17 protein-coding genes and 2 tRNA genes are annotated in these 18,312 nt (G+C 28.5%); 8 read left to right on the plus strand and 11 right to left on the minus strand.

Annotation, left to right across the window (positions count from 1 at the left end):
* The first annotated feature begins 12 nt into the window (after positions 1-12).
* Both E6771_RS10385 and E6771_RS10390 read left to right on the plus strand, forming a co-directional pair.
* A complete protein-coding gene (locus E6771_RS10385) occupies positions 13-459 on the plus strand; it encodes a YaiI/YqxD family protein (protein ID WP_316091256.1) in 447 nt (148 codons plus the stop codon).
* Positions 456-1,820, plus strand: a complete 1,365-nt coding sequence (locus tag E6771_RS10390; protein ID WP_316091257.1) for an MATE family efflux transporter — start codon at positions 456-458, stop codon at positions 1,818-1,820. Before E6771_RS10385 ends, E6771_RS10390 begins: the two co-directional genes overlap by 4 nt.
* Positions 1,821-1,963: 143 nt before the next feature.
* Here the strand turns inward: E6771_RS10390 and E6771_RS10395 are convergent, their stop codons facing one another.
* The 5 genes from E6771_RS10395 to E6771_RS10415 all read right to left on the minus strand — a co-directional run bounded on the left by E6771_RS10395 (position 1,964) and on the right by E6771_RS10415 (position 5,288).
* Positions 1,964-2,503 (minus strand): GNAT family N-acetyltransferase, encoded by a 540-nt coding sequence (locus E6771_RS10395; RefSeq protein WP_316091258.1) that lies wholly within the window; start codon positions 2,501-2,503, stop codon positions 1,964-1,966.
* A gap of 85 nt (positions 2,504-2,588) precedes the next feature.
* Complete coding sequence (locus E6771_RS10400; RefSeq protein ID WP_316091259.1) at positions 2,589-3,302, minus strand: ATP-binding protein; 714 nt, start codon at positions 3,300-3,302, stop codon at positions 2,589-2,591.
* A gap of 84 nt (positions 3,303-3,386) precedes the next feature.
* Positions 3,387-3,722, minus strand: coding sequence for a branched-chain amino acid transporter permease (locus E6771_RS10405; RefSeq protein WP_316091260.1), 336 nt, complete (start codon positions 3,720-3,722; stop codon positions 3,387-3,389).
* A 1-nt stretch (position 3,723) separates the two neighbouring features.
* A complete protein-coding gene (locus tag E6771_RS10410) occupies positions 3,724-4,434 on the minus strand; it encodes an AzlC family ABC transporter permease (RefSeq protein ID WP_316091261.1) in 711 nt (236 codons plus the stop codon).
* Between the two features lie 53 nt (positions 4,435-4,487).
* Entirely contained in the window at positions 4,488-5,288 is an 801-nt protein-coding gene (locus E6771_RS10415; protein WP_316091262.1) for a Cof-type HAD-IIB family hydrolase, read from the minus strand.
* 175 nt (positions 5,289-5,463) lie between these two features.
* Between E6771_RS10415 and E6771_RS10420 the strand changes: the two genes are divergently transcribed.
* Together E6771_RS10420 and E6771_RS10425 are read left to right on the plus strand one after the other, a co-directional pair.
* Positions 5,464-5,540 (plus strand) — tRNA-Pro (locus tag E6771_RS10420).
* Positions 5,541-5,545: 5 nt separating this feature from the next.
* Positions 5,546-5,620: transfer RNA gene (locus E6771_RS10425), tRNA-Gln, on the plus strand.
* Between the two features lie 427 nt (positions 5,621-6,047).
* Here E6771_RS10425 and E6771_RS10430 read toward each other — a convergent pair.
* Both E6771_RS10430 and E6771_RS10435 read right to left on the minus strand, forming a co-directional pair.
* Positions 6,048-7,325 carry a glutamate carboxypeptidase gene (locus E6771_RS10430; RefSeq protein WP_316091263.1) on the minus strand — a complete coding sequence of 426 codons (1,278 nt, stop codon included), beginning with the start codon at positions 7,323-7,325 and terminating at the stop codon, positions 6,048-6,050.
* A 163-nt stretch (positions 7,326-7,488) separates the two neighbouring features.
* Positions 7,489-8,625: a hypothetical protein gene (locus E6771_RS10435; protein WP_316091264.1), complete on the minus strand. Its 1,137-nt coding sequence runs from the start codon at positions 8,623-8,625 to the stop codon at positions 7,489-7,491.
* Between the two features lie 607 nt (positions 8,626-9,232).
* Here E6771_RS10435 and E6771_RS10440 point away from each other — a divergent pair.
* Positions 9,233-9,835, plus strand: a complete 603-nt coding sequence (locus E6771_RS10440; RefSeq protein WP_316091265.1) for a sigma-70 family RNA polymerase sigma factor — start codon at positions 9,233-9,235, stop codon at positions 9,833-9,835.
* An 82-nt stretch (positions 9,836-9,917) separates the two neighbouring features.
* Here the strand turns inward: E6771_RS10440 and E6771_RS10445 are convergent, their stop codons facing one another.
* Positions 9,918-11,903 (minus strand): hypothetical protein, encoded by a 1,986-nt coding sequence (locus E6771_RS10445; RefSeq protein WP_316091266.1) that lies wholly within the window; start codon positions 11,901-11,903, stop codon positions 9,918-9,920.
* A 252-nt stretch (positions 11,904-12,155) separates the two neighbouring features.
* On the minus strand, positions 12,156-12,914 hold the full coding sequence (locus E6771_RS10450) for a hypothetical protein (RefSeq protein ID WP_316091267.1): 759 nt from the start codon (positions 12,912-12,914) through the stop codon (positions 12,156-12,158).
* A 381-nt stretch (positions 12,915-13,295) separates the two neighbouring features.
* On the opposite strand from E6771_RS10450, the gene E6771_RS10455 reads away from it, so the two are divergent.
* The 3 genes from E6771_RS10455 to E6771_RS10465 are packed head-to-tail and all read left to right on the plus strand — an operon-like array spanning position 13,296 to position 16,991.
* The gene (locus tag E6771_RS10455; protein WP_316091268.1) at positions 13,296-14,411 is read left to right on the plus strand and encodes an aminopeptidase; all 1,116 of its coding nucleotides are present in this window, start codon (positions 13,296-13,298) and stop codon (positions 14,409-14,411) included.
* A gap of 16 nt (positions 14,412-14,427) precedes the next feature.
* Positions 14,428-16,230 (plus strand): polysaccharide deacetylase family protein, encoded by a 1,803-nt coding sequence (locus E6771_RS10460; protein WP_316091269.1) that lies wholly within the window; start codon positions 14,428-14,430, stop codon positions 16,228-16,230.
* Between the two features lie 20 nt (positions 16,231-16,250).
* Positions 16,251-16,991, plus strand: coding sequence for a MipA/OmpV family protein (locus E6771_RS10465; protein WP_316091270.1), 741 nt, complete (start codon positions 16,251-16,253; stop codon positions 16,989-16,991).
* 51 nt (positions 16,992-17,042) lie between these two features.
* Here the strand turns inward: E6771_RS10465 and E6771_RS10470 are convergent, their stop codons facing one another.
* Both E6771_RS10470 and E6771_RS10475 read right to left on the minus strand, forming a co-directional pair.
* The gene (locus E6771_RS10470; RefSeq protein WP_316091271.1) at positions 17,043-17,678 is read right to left on the minus strand and encodes a B12-binding domain-containing protein; all 636 of its coding nucleotides are present in this window, start codon (positions 17,676-17,678) and stop codon (positions 17,043-17,045) included.
* A 172-nt stretch (positions 17,679-17,850) separates the two neighbouring features.
* Positions 17,851-18,312 (minus strand): autotransporter outer membrane beta-barrel domain-containing protein (locus E6771_RS10475; RefSeq protein WP_316091272.1); only part of this gene is annotated, 462 nt, incomplete at its 5' end.

Consider the following 18,312-nt stretch of genomic DNA (forward strand, 5'->3'; position numbering starts at 1 on the left):
AGGAGTTAAATAATGAAGATTTTAATAGATGCAGATGCCTGCCCTGTAGTAGAGTTAACTATAGAAACAGGTAAAAAATTCGGTGTAAAAACCGTTATATTTTGTGATGAAGTTCATAAAATAGATAAATCTGGAGCTGAAACTGTCTATGTTTCTCAAGGAAATGATTCAGTAGATTTTGTTCTTTTAAAAAATACAGAACCAGATGATATAGTTGTCACTCAGGATTTTGGGTTAGCTTCAATGATACTTGCTAAAAAAGCTGCTGCCCTCAATCAAAATGGACTGATTTATAATCAATTTAATATTGATCAGCTACTTTTTACAAGACATATATCAAAGAAAATAAGAAACAATGGGGGAAGGACAAAAGGTCCTAAAAAAAGAGAAAAAAGTGATGATGAGAACTTTGAAAAAAGCCTTATAACTCTTTTAAAAAAATCGGAGGGGATTAGATGACACATCAGGAAAAAGAATTCAGAGATGGAAATATATTATCTCTGCTCATTCGTTTTTCTATACCTGCAACTTTTGCTATACTTATAGGAATAATATACAATGCAACAGACAGATATTATATTGGACAGGCTGTAGGAAGAAATGGAATCTCTGCTCTTGCTGTTACTTTTCCAATACTGCTCGTTTTAAGTGCTACAGGGGTGCTTTTCAGTATAGGTGGGTGTGCTCTTGCTGGAATAAAAATGGGAGAGGATAAAATAGAAGATGCAAGAAAGGTACTTGGAACATGTTTTTATGCCTTGATTGTCATTGGAGGAATCTATACTGTATTTGGTATGATTTTTCTTGATGAAATAGTTTCTTTTATGGGAGCCACAGAAAATAGTTTTGCCTATGCTGTTGAATATAATAAATATTTATTTCCAGTCACTATTTTTCAGCTGATCTATATAACTTACTGTGCATTTGTCAGATTAGAAGGAAGACCTATGGAATCTATGGTTATTAATTTTGCCAGTGCCATAGTCAATATAGTTCTGGACTATATACTTATCATGAGATATGGTATGGGAATGAAAGGAGCTGCAATAGCTACTGCTATTGCCAATGTTGTTCCTGGAGTCATTCTTATATATCATTTTCTGAAAAGTGATATACTTACTTTAAAGATAAAATATATAAGATATGACCATGAACTTATGAAGAAAATTTTCTATATAGGAAACTCTGGATTTCTTAATCAATTTCTCAATGGAGCTTATGTCTATGTACTGAATATACAGCTTGCAAAATATGGTGGAGATGTAGCACTTGCTGGAATGGGGATTCTTTCATTACTGAGAACTTGTATAAATACTGGTTACATAGGATTAAATCAAGGAAGACAGCCCCTTTTATCTTATAATTGGGGAGCTAAAAACTATGAAAGAGTAAAAAAAATATTTTATTCTTCAATAACATTAACTGCTGTAATTTCACTTTTTCTTTTATTTGCAGTAATAGTAAATGCCCATACAGTAGTTAATTTCTTTGTGAAAAATGATCCTGAGCTTACAAATTATACTATAAGAGGTACCTATATACATCTGGGATTAATGATAGGTACTGCAATTTATCTTTCATGTACAAATTATTTTCAGGCTGTGGGAAAAGGTATGATAACTACCAGATTCATTATTTTAAGGCTGGCTGTTCTATCTATTCCACTCACTTATATTCTCCCTATCTTCTGGGGAGCAGATGGAGTATTGATGAGTTTTCCTGTTGCAGATACCATCTGCTGCATAGGTGCAGCTTATGTTATGTGGAAAGAAATAAAACTGCTCACTGAAAGAGCTGAAAAACAAAAACATTATAATTAATTAAATCCATAGCTGCTCACTAGAGCAATATTATAATTAAAAATAAAACTATTAAAACAAAGTATGGCTCATATAATAATATCAACAATTTCAAAAGAAACCATATCATATGCTATAAATTAATAGGTTTTGGCTTTATATAGTTAAAATTCAATAATAAAAATTTCATTATTCATATCAAAGAAAAATCCACTAGATAGCAGTGTATTACATGAAGCTTTATTTTCTTGTTCTGGTTGTACAATGATACATTTTACATTATTTTGTAATTTAATTTTTTCAATTAATGCTTGAATTATTTTTTTACCAAATCCAACACCAAGATATTCAGTTTCACCAATAAGATAGTCAATGCTGTATGCACCATCTATATCAATTTTGCCATGCCATTTTTCTCCACTATGATGATATTCATAGTATTGACAAAAGCCAATAGGTTTATTTTCCACTTCTACTATAAAATGGTGTAGGAATGAAAATTCATCATTTCTTTTTTTGACCTCATCAATCCAATCTAGTGGATTATGATACCATTTAGCTACATGAGGTATGTAAAGCCATTTTTCAAACAAAGCAATATCCTTACTATTAAATAGGCGCAGTGATAATTTTTTCAAGTAGCATCCCCCTTTCAAAATATAATTTCTATTTACATTCTTAATTATAACAATCACTTTTTCCATTGTCAACTTGAACAAAATTTCTGCATTTATTAATTGTACAGTAAATAAAAAAGGCTGCTTTGATTTGCAGCCTTTTTTTAAATTATTAATCTTCTATTATTTCTCCACTTGTAGATATTGTTACAATATTCCAAGGTATTAGTTTACTGCTTTGAAGTAATGCTTTTTTCACTGCATTCACTATTCCACCACAGCATGGAACCTGCATACGTACAACAGTAAGTGATTTTATATTATTGTTTTCAAGGATTGCAGTTAATTTGTCTGCGTAATCTCCTTCATCTAATTTAGGGCATCCTATGAGAGTTATTCTGTTTTTTATAAATTTATTATGAAAATCTCCATAGGCATATGCTGTACAATCTGCTGCTATCAATAAATTAGCTCCATTAAAATATGGTGCATTAAACGGTACAAGTTTTATTTGTACAGGCCATTGATTTAATTGTGATTCTACTTCTTTAGTTTCACAACATTCTGATTTTTCATTTTTTCTCTCAATAGCTTTTGATTGTATTCCTGGACACCCACAAGGAAGAGGATGGGCAGTTTCTGCCTTTTTAGCTGCCATATTAGCTTTTACTGCTGCCTCATCATATTCAGCAGCTTCTCTTTCTTCAAAACTAATTGCATTTACTGGACAACCTGGAAGGCAATCTCCCAAACCATCACAATAGTCATCTCTCATAAGTCTGGCTTTACCATTCACCATTCCAATTGCCCCTTCATGACAAGCTGAAACACATATCCCGCACCCATTACATTTTTCTTCATCAATTTTTATTATTTTCCTTATCATTCTTATGTCACCTCATTATTTGTTACATCTTTCTATAAATATATTACTATATGAAAAAAATAAATTCGGTAACATATGATACACTTAAAATATTTTTTGAACAAGATACATATAGAATACTGTTCCTCCTAAAATACTTATCAAGCTATTTCTTTTCCATGCCTGAAGAAATACAACTACTGCTACTGCCAATATTTCAGGTATCCCATGAGGTGATTTAAGTACATCAGTATCCTTCAAACAAAATATAATAAGAATTCCAATTACTGCTGGAGGCAAAACTTTTCCCAAGTACATCATATATTTTTCCACTGCTTTATTTTTTTTATTCAATATAAGAAAAGGAAAAGCTCTTAAAAAATATGAGGTAACTCCTACTGCTGCTATTATAGAAACTGAATATAAAAACCCTGACCTCATATTATTCCACTCCTCTTTTCTTTGCTGACTCTATCTTTTTTTCTAATCTTGATTTAAATATAATCAAGAAAACTATTATAATAACTATAGAAGGAATCAGCATATTTTTAGATCCTAAGAATATCAAACATAGAAGTCCGCTCACCACACCTAATATACTTGGTGTTTTCGTTGGAAAAGTAAGAAACTGATCTACAAATATAACTATAAATAAAGCTGTCATTGCAAAATCTATTCCTTTGCTGTTAAAATGCACGGCTGACCCAAGTATTGCTCCTAATACTCCTCCTAATATCCAATAAAAATGGCTTAACCCAGCTATTGCTAGAAAAAGTTGTTTTCTGTTAACTCCTAATGGAGTTTTTACTGAACACATAATAGCATATACTTCATCTGTAAGTGTATGTATCATATATGGTCTTACTTTTTTCATCTTTTTAAATAAATTAGTAAAAGATATTCCATAGAGGGCATATCTTGCATTTACTATTAAAGTAGTAATAACTGCTTCTGCTATTCCTGCCCCTCCTGTTAAAAGATTTAAAAGTACAAACTGCATAGACCCTGAATAAATTCCCAATCCTATAAATAATGCCCAGATGAAATTATATCCATTTCTTTGACATAGAAGTCCAAAGGCCATTCCTACAAAAATATACCCGAAAAAAACCGGCATAGTTGCTTTAAATGCCGCTTTTAATGCTTTTTTCATATTTCCCCTCACTTTTTATATTATAATTACTTTTATCTACCCTTTTTTATTTATTACAGGAAAATTTTTTTTAAATATTCAGCCACTCCATCTTCATCATTTCTCCCAATTATTTTGTTCTCAGGAAGAAGTTCTTTTAATCTTGGATTACAATTTCCCATAAGAAGCCCTTCACCCACTACATCAAGCATCTCATAATCATTTAATCCGTCACCAAAAGATATTACCTCTTCAGTATTTATTCCAAATTTTGGAAGAAGTATATCTTTTATTGCACTTCCTTTAGAAACTCCCTTATTCATTATTTCCAGACATATCGGCATGGAAAGAGTAAGATTTATTCTATCTCCAAATTTTTCATTTATTTCATTTTCAAGTTTTCTTATAAGCCTTTCATTTTCATTGATATAAAAAAACTTTATTACTTCACTATTTTTTAATTCCGAAAATTTCTTTACATTATATGTAAATCCAGATTCCTTATGATATTCATGAGCTTCATCTAAAGGTCTTTCAGAAAACCAAAAATCATCTTTATATATACTTTTATGAATATCTTCATTTATATCAAGATCAAATATTTCATTGCTTAATTCCTTAGGTATGTCTCCCTTAAATATAATATCATTATTTTCATTGTGTATTCTGGCTCCATTTGAACTGATAAGATAAGAATCCAAGCCCAGCATTTCTTTAAACTTTAAGGCATCCATATGATGTCTTCCAGTTGCAATAAAAAACTTTATTCCAAGGTTGGTTACATCTTTTATTACATCTCTTGTATATTTAGAGATTGTATGCTCAGAATTCAGCAGTGTTCCATCTAGGTCACATACAATTGCCTTATATTTCATTCTTTCCTCCTATTATTTCCTATTTTTTTAGTATAAGTCTTACTAATTATACCATTTTCCGAAAAAAAAACAAGTAAAAATATCAAATTTTTATTCAATTATTTTAAAAATTTTACTAAGAATTTTATTGACATAAAGTATATTTTATGATATTATAATCTTTGTCAACGAAAGTCGGAATATAGCGCAGTCCGGTAGCGCATCTGCCTTGGGAGCAGAGGGCCGCAAGTTCGAATCTTGCTATTCCGACCATTAATTGGGCTGTCGCCAAGCGGTAAGGCAACGGACTTTGACTCCGTCAGGCGCTGGTTCGAATCCAGCCAGCCCAGCCACTTTAATGTTAATTACCTCTTAAAATAAATTTAAGAGGTTTTTTATTTTTTGGAGTAATTTTTTTCTTCATATTATATATTTATGTTTCTTGATCTTTATTTAATATTCTTCATAACTATATTATATATAGAAAATATTCTGCTTATGTATAATAAACTTTTAATTTTTATTTTTTTATAAAAAAGCTTGCCCTTTAAGCTGCTTAAAGGTTTATAATATATTTACTTTCCTGAATATATGTTAATATGATAAAAGGAGCCCTTTTTCAAGGGCTTCTTTTATATTTTATTTTCTTTCCATCATTAAGAGCTTCTTAAATCAATTCTGGATAATCATATTTTAAAAATTTTAAAAAATTATTAAAATTTTTTAAAGCTGTCATTCAATGATCTAATCTTTCAATTAATGTCTATATCCTTAAAGCAATTAATCTAAAATTTTATTTTCACATACATCAATGATTGTTTGAGCAGATAAATAAAGTCTTCTAGGAATACTTTCAATACTTATCCATTCTTTTCCTGGTGTGTGAGCATTTGCTCCAGCTAATCCCAATCCTTCTAAAATAGGTTTTCCAGATGCCATAGCATGCCCTGCATCTGTTCCGCCTCCTGTATTTGGAAGAAGTCCTAAATTTTTACCTAATGAATGATATATATTAACTGCATTTTGTACCAGTACTTTTCCTTTTTCATTTGTACTAAATGGAGGTCTTTTAGGAGAAAATTCAATAGAAATTTTACTTCCACTTAATTTCTTTTGATTTGATTTTTCTTCCAATTTTTTTAATACTTCATTAAGTTTTTCTTCATTTGGATATCTTATATCAGCATATAATACTGCATTTTCTGGAATAACATTTAAAGTTTTTTCTGAACCGCTTTCAAAAGCAGTCCAGTTAAATCTTAGTTTATCTTTTCCCTCATCTAGATCTTTTGTTCTTGAAACTAAATCAGCACCTTCTATGATGGTATTTATTCCACTATCAGGATCTGCTCCAGCATGAGCACTCAATCCTTTTATTTCTACTTTTATTTTTCCTGTTCCTGATGTTCCCATAACTAAAATTTCCTGTCCAGCAGAAGTGGGTTCATATGAGAGAACCATATCACTTTTTGCAGCTTCAGCTGCTATCAAGTCTTTTGATCCAGCTGATCCTATTTCTTCATCAGTATTAAAAATAACTGTAATAGTATCATAATTCTTAAAATCCATTTTCTTCAAAAGATTTAAAGTATGTAAAATTACTGCTACCCCTGATTTTGCATCTCCTACTCCTGGTCCATAGATTTTATCTCCCTCTACTTTCCAGGGTGCATTTTTTAATGTTCCTTTTGGATAAACTGTGTCCATATGTGCCATCATCAAAATTTTCTTACTTCCATTCCCTTTGAATTTGGCCAGAACATTTTTTCCTTTTCCTTCATTTAGAGGTGTCTCTAAAGTAACTTTTCCACCAAGTTCCTCCAATTGTTTCTTTAAGTAATTTCCTAATTTAAGTAATCCTTCATTATCATCACTAAAGCTTTCCATTGTTACAATATTCTGTAGAGTATTTATAACTGCTGGAACCTCTTCCTTTGCATTGTCCAGTAATTGTTGATTCACTTCTTTTGTCTGGGGTTTAAAAGCATTTTTACTTGTTTCCTTTCCATAAATAAAAATACTTAAACTTAAAAATAATAATAAAGTTATAATTTTCATATTTCACTCCCTTTATAAATTTTTTGTTCTGTTTATATAAAGACCAAAACCATAACATAGTGAATAATATATTAAATTACATAATTTTATCTCTTTTTTATCTTTCTAAAGATAAAATTAATTTTAAAATTTACATCTATTTTTCTTTTCAAAAAATATTTTATTATAATTTTTTCTCTATTCCTATTCCTGTAATAACTTCTTTTCTAGTAGTTTTTATTTCATAGCCATAAAGATTTCCATCATGTGAATCATAGTGATTTAATCCCACAGTAAAAGTAATTTTCATTGAACTATCAGATTTATAACGTAATCCAAGATTAAATTGATGAGCACTTAGTTGCATCATATCCCCAGTTGGGTGAGAATTTTGTCCTTTATCTATATATCCATACCCTAATAATAAATCAAACTTCTCATTTAGTACTTGTTCAAATCCAAATAAATATTCATTAGTATCCTTAAATTTATGATATAATTCCTTATCCATTTTCTTCTTACTTTCAAAAATTCTATTATAAGTAAAAAATATGCTCTGTAATTCATTTAACTTGTATTCTGCACCTAAGGAAAGAACACTTGGAAAATCTTTTCTCTGATCTACTGCAAATTTTGCTAAAAGCGTTTCTGCAATATGACCATCATCTGTTGTTATATGCCCATCATAATTTAATTTTGTTTCAGCTAAATATTTAATTCCCAAATTTAAATTTTTATCAAGTTGATAAAACAGCGATATTTCTGGTGCAAATCCTGTTGCAGTAATTTTTGATTTTACACCTTGACCAGTTATAACATAGCCTTCAGCTTCTATTTTTGAATATAAGGCTCTTCCTCCTAATCCTATTGCTAAATTATCTTTTAATTTATAGGTAAATCCCAAAATTATTCCCGGATTAAAAGATGTTACATTTAAATTTTCAATTCTATTGTATGAAACTTTATATTTTAAGAATCCTCCTTGACCTAAAGAACCTGCCCCGAAGTAAAATCCATAGTTTTCTGTATTATGAACATATGAAAGACTTGGTGCAAACTGTGATGTACTAGTTTCTAAAAAAGTATTATTTCTAAGTTTAAGTTTGTAATCAGGAAATATTACTAAGGTTCCACCATATATATAATCCCCAGTTCCTAAAAATATTGTAGAACTTGGATTTGAAAATACTGCTTCTGTGGAGATATATGCTGCTTGAGCAGGATTTCCAAAAGAAATAACACTTGAACTTGTTCCTATTTCTATTCCTCCAAGGGAAAAAGTCACTTTAGAAATCAATAAAAATAAAATTATTTTTTTCATATTTACTCCTTTTGTATACTTATTCATATTAATCCAAGTTTTTTCAGCTATTCACATAACATTATTATTTAATTCTATTAATTTTTTATTACAATAACTCTTACTAAATTCCTTTATTCTATAGAGTAAATTTTTATTTTTAGCTCTCTTTGTCAACATAAATTCTTGAATTATATAAAAGAATAAAACAATAATAATTTTCTTATTAAAAAAATTATAAAATGAATTTATTGAAAAAAATTAAAAATTATCTTAATTCAAAAAAAATTTTAAAAATATTAAAATTTTTTCAATATAAAAAATGACATACAAAATTGTTTTATTATTGTTAAAATATTATTTTTTTGTATACAAAAATTTATAAACTACTCTAGATTTAAAGAAAGTTTTATTTTTAGACCGTATTAAATACATCTTTTTTATTTCATAACAATACACCTGTGATTTTATGTCTTTTTTTACATTTTGAATACTTTAAAAATTATCTTTTTTGAAAAAATATTTGACTTTATTTGTAAAAAAAGGTACACTAGAAATATGAAATATAATTTCAATCAATGGTTTTCCAACAGAAATAAAATTACCATATAAATTTGGAGGTGGTTCTATGACAAATTTAGAATTAATTTATCGGGCAAGAAAAGGAAATGAAGAAGCTGCTAATAGGATATTTAAAGAATATAATAATCTTATTCTTTTAACAGCTAAAAAATATTTTTTTTATGGTGCTGATCACGATGATGTCATTCAAGAAGCTTCTATTGGTCTTATAAAAGCAATTCATTCATTTTGCGAAGGTAAAAATGCATCATTTAAGACATTTGCTTTCCTATGCATTAAAAGACAATTAATTACAGCTATTAAAAGTTCTAATTCAGGAAAACAAAGAATATTAAATATTGCTATAAGTAATTCTTCTGAAATAATATCAAAAAATTATGAGAATACAAGTATCAATATGTTTTCCTCTACTTCATTTAATAATCCTGAAGACTCATGTATATCAAAAGAAAAAATGAAATTGCTTAAAAAATTTATTAAGTCAAATCTAAGTAAGATGGAGAATGAAATTCTTGAATATATGCTGCTTGAAATGACTTATACTGAAATAGCTGAAATACTGGATAGAGAACCTAAAAGTATTGACAATGCAATTCAGAGAATCAAGAAAAAAATAAAAGTATTTATTAATGAATATGACAGCATCTAAATAAAAATAATAAAAGAGAATTCTTTTTAAAAAGAATTCTCTTTTATCATACTTTCCAGACTTTAATTTTTTATTTTAAATATTATTTTAATGAATAAATATAGTTACTGTATTCTTTTTTTAATATCTGTATTTTAACAGTATTTTCCTCAATTTTATTATTTATGTTTTCTATATCCTTGTCAAGCTCTACCAATCTTTTTATATATTCTTTTCCTTGAGTTGAATCATTTTTTACTGTATCTATATTTTTTCTAATTCTATCCTGCTCAGTAAGCTTTGCAGCATAAGCTCCTTTCAAATTGGTAAGTTCCATGTTTATATTTTCTACTTCCTGATGAAGTGAAGCAGCTTTCTTAAATAAGTTTTGCACATCTTTTGGAATAGAACTATTAGAAGAATATGCCATAAGTGTTTTACTGTCTAAATTTGAAAGATATATACTTTCAGTTTTTATTATTTCTTCTTTTACTGGAAATTTTAGTTCTTTATTAGAAGGAAGTTCTATTTCAAAACGATAAATTGCAGCAGTTTTTTCATAATATTTTTGAGGTTCAATCAATTTTGAATTTTGTATAAAAGGATGTTCCAAAATAATATTTTTTAAATTTTTACTACTATTTTTAAAATGGTATACCCTTTCATAAATATCTCTTTTATTTATTTTTAACACTCCATCACTTACAGATACAAAATCAGAATAATTTTTAAGTGAAGTTGAAATAATTCCACTAACTGATAAATCATCACCATAAGATATCATTCTGGTTTCATTTTCTGGAAGAAATTCTAAAAGTGCATCTCCAACATATGTACCATCATCATATACTGTAATGGGCCCAGCAGGAAGCTTCATTCCAGAACTATTCTTAAAACTTACTCCTAGTACAGGATTTGTATTCATATCCATTCTAGCACTTCCTCCATCAAATATAGAGAGTTTTTTTATTTCAAATGCACCTTCCATAAGTGGAATCATAGCACTCTGCTGACGTTCTAAAGTTATTGGTTTAGGCGATGTAAAAACAAACATTTCTCCTGCACTTCTTACATTGGTAACAGGAGTATTTCCAGCTCTGCCTGAATCTCTTTTAAAACTAAATTTTGAAGCTTTCTCAAAACTCATATCTGCATATGCCATTTCAGATATTTCAGATATTTCAGAAAAACCGCTTTCATGTACTTTTGCATTTGCAAATCCTGCAATTGATAAAGGTAATATAGGTCTATTTAAATGATAAGGAGGATATAACTCTTGTATAAAAGAGACAGGACGACCTGTAACAAGAGATAATTCCACATCTTTCCAATCCATTTCACCAACATTATCAACTATAGCCCAACCTTGAAAATAAGGTTTTTTTTCTGTTATATCAAATCTATATGTTGCCTTCCAAACAGGACTTGCTATAACATAACTTATTTCAATTTCTCTTTTTTTATCTCCAGCTAAATATATGTTTATACTTTTAATATTTTGATTTTTAGATTCTAATATAAATTCTAAAGCCCTATTAATATCATCTGCAATCTTTTTATCAGTGAAATTATAAGAAGTAATTTCATCTATTTTTATTAATTCAATTCCTTCTTTAGTTAAAATAGATAAAATTCCTCCATCAATAATCCCATCTGCAGTTTTTATTTTTTTTACTTCAGCTCCCATAATTTTCCCTGTTATCTTTTTATCAGTAGAAATTTCTATTTCTGCTCCACGCAAAGCATTTAAAATTTCAATAAGTGTAGGGTTATTTTCTAAATTAATACTGAGGCTTTCAAGGGTTCTTCTGAAAGTTTCTTCAGAAGAATAGCTTATAAGAGGCAATTCTGTAGTTGGATCATAAATTATCATAGATTTTAAAACATCATTTAAAGCATTTTTTTCAAATAAAAAAGATAATTTTGAACTATTTTCAAGATAGCCTTTATGTTCGAAATATCCTACCCCTGAAGAATAAAGAGTTACTTTTTTAATAGGAACTTCACTGTTCTTTGAAACATCTGCTTTTAAGTTTACACTTCTCCCCAAGAATAAACTCATAAAAAGTAATAAAAATATAAATTGCATAATTCCTCCTTACATGAAATATGAGATAAAATTTAACATATTATTAATGTGTAACTTCTTTATAATTAAATAACCTTGATATTTGTTTAATTAGGGGATTCTAATTTGAATCAGCTGTTATTTTTGCAGATATCATATTTTCTATTTTTATGTTTTTCGGCTGACTTAATAAGCCATTACATTTTTATCTTTGGGTATTTTCTATATTTTCATCAGATTTATATCAAGTTTTAACTTTTAATATTCAGAAAATTAAGATATATTTTGATATTTATTCAAAATTTCTTTCCCTTCAGCTGCTATAAATAATTTGTTTCCATGCTCTGAAACATATATAAGAGCTTCTTTCATAGCAGGTATATCTCCAAGTTTTTCATAACATAAAGCTGAGTAATATTTAGAAAAACACTTACTGCAGGGAACATTTTCTTGTTGAAATTTTTTTTCATAGTAATCAATTACTTTTTGATATTCTCCATCAAGTCTATCAAGATGAACAGCTATTTCTTTTATTAATTTTTTTAAACGATCAACCATACTGTCTTTATTTCCAATATGAATATTTTTATTGTTTTTATCTTCAGAAGCAGCAGTAATATTTTTATAACATTCCTGCAAATAAGCATTATAATGTTCTACCATTGCTCTATCTCCATCTACAGCATAAAATACACACAAGTTATAATAATATGCAGCTTTAAAAGTAGAGTTTTTTTCCAGTTTATCTAATGGAATATTTTCAGCAGTTAATATTGCTTTTTTTATATCTCCATTTGAGAAATATCCAACAGAAAGATTAAGGGTAACAAAAAAATATTCCATCCTGTTTTTTATTATTTTTTTATCAAGAATATTTTTATTCATTTTAATATAGGTTTCAGGATCACATTGTATATCAAGAACAACTGAAGGTTCTTTTATTTTTTTTAAAATATAGAAGTTTTTTCCTAAAATCACTGCCAAACTTAAAACTGTTATTATAGCCAGACTCCAAATAACTGTAGATATCATTGTATTTTTCCCCCAAACCCCTTAATAAATTTTATAAAAATTTTTATTCACTCATTGTAAAACATTTCTTTGATATTTTATCTTAGATCTATATTTTATAAAATATCATAAGAAAAGTTATAAAAATCATTTCAATTCCAAATAAAAATATATAATTTTTTTAGTATAAATTTCTCTGAAAAAATTAATCAAACTTCATTTATATAATATCTTATTTTAATAAAAATTTCTACCTAATATTAAGTTTTATCTTTTTTCATTATGTAGCTAATATTTTTTATTTATATATTTCATTATTTTAAAGAGAGTCAATGTTGTATTCTTCTTGTATATATAGTATAATTTATAGGAAGAATTTAAAATACTTATGAGGTGAATATTGTGGATCAAAGAATTGAAAAATTAGCTAAAAATCTTATCAGCCACTCTTGCAGAATAGAAAAAGGCGAAAAAGTTTTAATAGAATCTTTTGGAGAAGCTTCTAAAAATCTGGTGAAAGCCTTAATAAAAGAAACATACGCAGCTGGGGGATATCCATTTGTTACAAATAAAGATCAAACTCTATTAAGAGAACTATTAAAAGGGTGCAGTATAGAGCAAATAAAAATGATGGCTAAATATGAACTTGAAAGAATGAAGGATATGGATGCCTACATTGCCATCAGAGGAACTGATAATTCTACTGAAATGTCAGATATAGCTTCTGATAAAATGAAAATATATTCTGAATATTTTACTAATCCTGTTCATTTAAATGAAAGAGTAAATAATACTAAATGGGTAGTTCTAAGATATCCAAATAATTCTATGGCTCAGCTTGCAGGTACATCTCTTGAAGCATTTGAAGATTTTTATTTTGATGTATGCTGTTTAGATTATTCTAAAATGGAAAAGGCTATGGAATCTTTATCAATTCTTTTAAACAAAACTGATAAAGTAAGGATAAAAGGAAATGGTACTGATATATCTTTTTCTATTAAAAATATTCCAAATGTAAAATGTTATGGACTTAGAAATATTCCTGATGGAGAAATATATACTGCTCCTGTTAAAGACAGTGTCAATAGAGTTATTTCTTATAACACACCATCTAACTATCAGGGATTTACATTTGAAAATATAACTTTTGAATTTAAAGATGGAAAAATAATAAAAGCTGCAAGTAATGATAGTGACAAAATCAATCAAATTTTAGATACTGATGAAGGAGCAAGATATATAGGAGAATTTGCTATTGGAGTTAATCCATATGTTTTAAAGCCTATGAAAGATACTCTTTTTGATGAAAAAATAGCTGGAAGCATCCACTTTACACCTGGACAGGCCTATAAAGCTGCAGATAATGGAAATAATTCAAGTATTCACTGGGACCTTGTTTTAATTCAAAGAGAAGAATGGGGTGGAGGAGAAATCTGGTTTGATGATGTTCTCATCAGAAAAGATGGTATCTTTGTTATTGATGAATTAAAAGTATTAAATCCAGAAAACTTAAAATAATTTACTAGGAGGAATAATGAATATTCTTATGGCGCTTTCTCAGCTGGAAGTAACTGGAGCGGAGGTTTATGCTGTTACTCTTGGTGATGAACTTATTAAGAGAGGAAATAATGTAATTATAGTCTCAGATACTCTTACAAAGGAAAGCAAGGCTAAATATATAAAATTAGAATTTAACAAAAGAGGTTTTAAGGAACGTATAAATCAGATAAAAACTCTTTTAAGAATAATAAAAGAAAATGATATACACATAGTTCATGCACATTCAAGAGCTTCTTCATGGAGCTCTCAAATAGCATGTAAAATTGCTGGGATACCTCTTGTTACATCTACACATGGAAGACAGCCAGTACATTTGAGCAGAAAAATATTTAAAGCATTTGGAGATTTGACTATTCCTGTATGTGAAAATATTCAGAAACATCTAATAAATGAGCTTGGAGTTTCATCTAAAAATACTGTGGTATTAAGAAATCCTGTCAATACTTTAGAATATCCTTTTGTTCCTCAAAAAAAAGATGGGAGCAAAAAAATTCTTTCTATAATTGGAAGACTTTCTGGTCCTAAAGGAGAAGTGGCTTATAAACTGCTGGAAATACTTTCACAAATGGAAAATCTTGAAATAAGACTGATTGGAGGAAAGGATATTCCTGAAAAATTTCAAAAATTCTTTAAAAATGAAAATATAAAATTTATGGGATATGTAAGTGATGTTCCTGAAAAAATAAAAGAATCTGATATTGTCATAGGAGCTGGAAGAGTAGCAGTTGAGGGTATTTTATCTGGTAAACCTGTTATAGCTATTGGTGAAGCTAAATATATTGGACTTATTACTAATAACAATTTAGCTGAAGCTCTTGCTTCAAATTTTGGTGATATAGAATTTAACAATTCTGAAAATTTTAACTGGAATCAAATAAAAGATGATATAGAATCAGCTTTCACTCTTACTGAAAAAGAATTGTCAGATTTAAGAGAGAGTATAGAAAAAGAATTTGATTTGAATATAATTACTGATAAAATTGAAAAGATATATGCCAGATTATATGTTCTTAAAAGAAAATATGATATTCCTGTAATCATGTATCATCGAGTAGTTAATGATGAGAATGAAGGGGGAGTTCATGGAACATACATTACTGCAAAGAAATTTGATGAACATATGAGATATTTGAAAGAACATGGTTATTGTCCTATAACTTTTAAAGAGCTTTTAAAGATAAACTACAGAAATAGATTTAATAATGGAAAAAAATATGTTATACTTACCTTTGATGACGGATATGAAGATAATTATAAAATTGCATTTCCCATCTTGAAAAAATATCAATTTAAGTGTATTATATATTTAGTATCACACCTAAATTACAATAAATGGGATGTTGAAGTTCCTGAGAATCCTGAAAAAGAGTTCACTCTTATGACATGGGATATGATAAAGGAAATGCAGGAATATGGTATAGAATTTGGCGGTCATACTATGACACATCAAAAACTTGCTCACATACCTTTTGAGCAGGCAAAGAAAGAAATAACTATATCTACACAATTCTTAGAAGAAAAATTAGGAGAAAAGCTTGTATGTTTTGCGTATCCTTATGGAGATCTTAATGAACAGGTTAAGGAATTTGTCAGAAATTCTGGTTACTCTTTTGCTGTGGCGACTGATTCAGGAGATTTATCATTTTCTGAAGATTTATTTCAAATCAGGAGAATTGGTATTTTTCCTACAAATAATATGTTAAGTTTTAAAAGAAAAGTACATGGAAATTATAATTTTATTAAACTTAGACGAGAACATAAATCCTCTAAGTCTTAATTTTACTGGGGAGGTTTTTCATGAAAAAAATATTTGCTTTGCTTTCTGCTTTTGTTTTATGTTCATCTCTAAGCTTGGCTCAAAGTGAAAATAAGCTTCAAATTGGTGCTGGTGTAGGTTTTACTAATCATTTTTTTAAAGGGGATTCCATTACTTATCCTATTCCTGTATTAGATATCAGATATGATGATTTTTATGTATCTGGAATAGCTATGGGATATGATATGTATAGTGAAGATGATTTTACTTTATCATTATTTCTTAATCCTTTTGACGGTTTTCCTATAAAAGGAAGCAAACTTGATCATGGATATAGAACTATTGATGAAAGAAAACCTCAAGTGGCAGTTGGAATGGTATTATCATATAATCTGAATTTTTATGATATGACTGCTGTGGTAGCTTTCTCTGGAGGAGAAAGAGGGGTAAAAGGAAGTGCTCGTATAATCAAACCTTATAAAGTTACTGATAATTTTACATTGATTCCATCATTTGGAGCAAGCATCTATTCATCTAATTATGTTGACTACTATTTTGGAATAGACAGTAATGAATTAGGTGGAAAAATAACTGATACTTATTCACCAGATACTGCTTATTCTTTAGGTCTTAGCTTAGCTGCTGAATATTATCTGAATGACAAAATAACACTTTTAGCTTTTCTGTCTGCTGATAGATTCTCTTCTGAAATTGGAGATTCTCCCATCATAGACAACAATAAACTTATTATGGTTGGAGCAGGAGTGAAATACTCATTTTAATTAAAAAGAAAAAGCTGATTCAAATAAGAAAATTTGTTTCAGCTTTTTTTATTATATATTCAATAATTTTTCAGCAACATATACTGCATTTACCGCATCTGCTGAATAATATGCTCCCATAGATACAGCTATTTCTTCAGTTAGAGGAGCACCTCCTACCATTATTTTTATATTCTCTGTTATTCCTTTATCTCTAAGATATTTGATAGTTATTTTCATAGATTCCAGTGTAGGAGACAGCATTGCAGAAAGCATTAATATGTCTGGAGAATATTTTTTAATATAATCCTCGATTTTTTCCTGTGGAACATCTACTCCCATATCTATCATTTCAAATCCGTTGCTTTCCAGCATTAATATGCAAAAGTTTTTTCCTATATCATGAAAATCTCCATGTACACTTCCTATTAATATTTTTCCTTTTTTTATCATATCTCCATCTTTAAGGTGAGGTTTCAATATTTTTATACTTTTTTCCATTATCTTTGCAGCTTCCAACACATCATACATAGTGAGAGTTTTTTCCTTAAACATTTCTCCTGCTTTAGTCATACCTTTTAATAATGAATCAGTTAATATTTCTTTAGGATCAATTCCCATGTTCAAAGCTTCTTCTGTAAGTTTTTCTATTTCATTCCCTTCACCATTTATTAATTTTTCTGAAATTATTTCTAAAATATCTTTCATTCCTCTCACCTCTTGGATTATTATAATTTTATTATATTCTATTGTGATAGATATTGGAATATGTTATTTGTTTTATTATAAATTTGTTTTTTATCTAATTAATTATCGGACTTTAAAATATAGAAAATAAAAGACAGAGATTTTATTTTCTCTGCCTTTCTATGCTGCTCTCCTAGAATTTATACCCCAGTCCTGCTCCTACTATCCATTCGCCTTTTATTTTGTTTTTACCTGTACCATTATGTGAATCTCTTTCCACTGCATAAGTTCCCTTTAGATCAAAGAGCATTCCACTTTCAAGTTCAAGGGTATATTTTGCATTCAGTCCTATACTAAATATTCTTGTATAGCTTACCCCTGCTGTCAGTGTACTCTTTCCTTTTTCATGTGGTATTACTTTTTTAAGGTCTACTCCTACTTTAGCTGCTGTATAGTCAAATGATTTTGAATCTGTTTCTATAGTTAAAGCTTTGTTTCCTTCCTTTGCTCCATCTTGGTCTATGTAAGTATATGACAGTGTTCCATATGGTTCTAGGAATAGATTATCTCCAATGTTATGAGAATATCTTCCATTCAAATAGATATCATATGATATATCATTATAGTTTGATGAATAATTTCTTGTTTCAGTTAT

The organism is Fusobacterium sp., from assembly GCF_032477075.1.
Taxonomy (GTDB): Bacteria; Fusobacteriota; Fusobacteriia; order Fusobacteriales; family Fusobacteriaceae; genus Fusobacterium_A.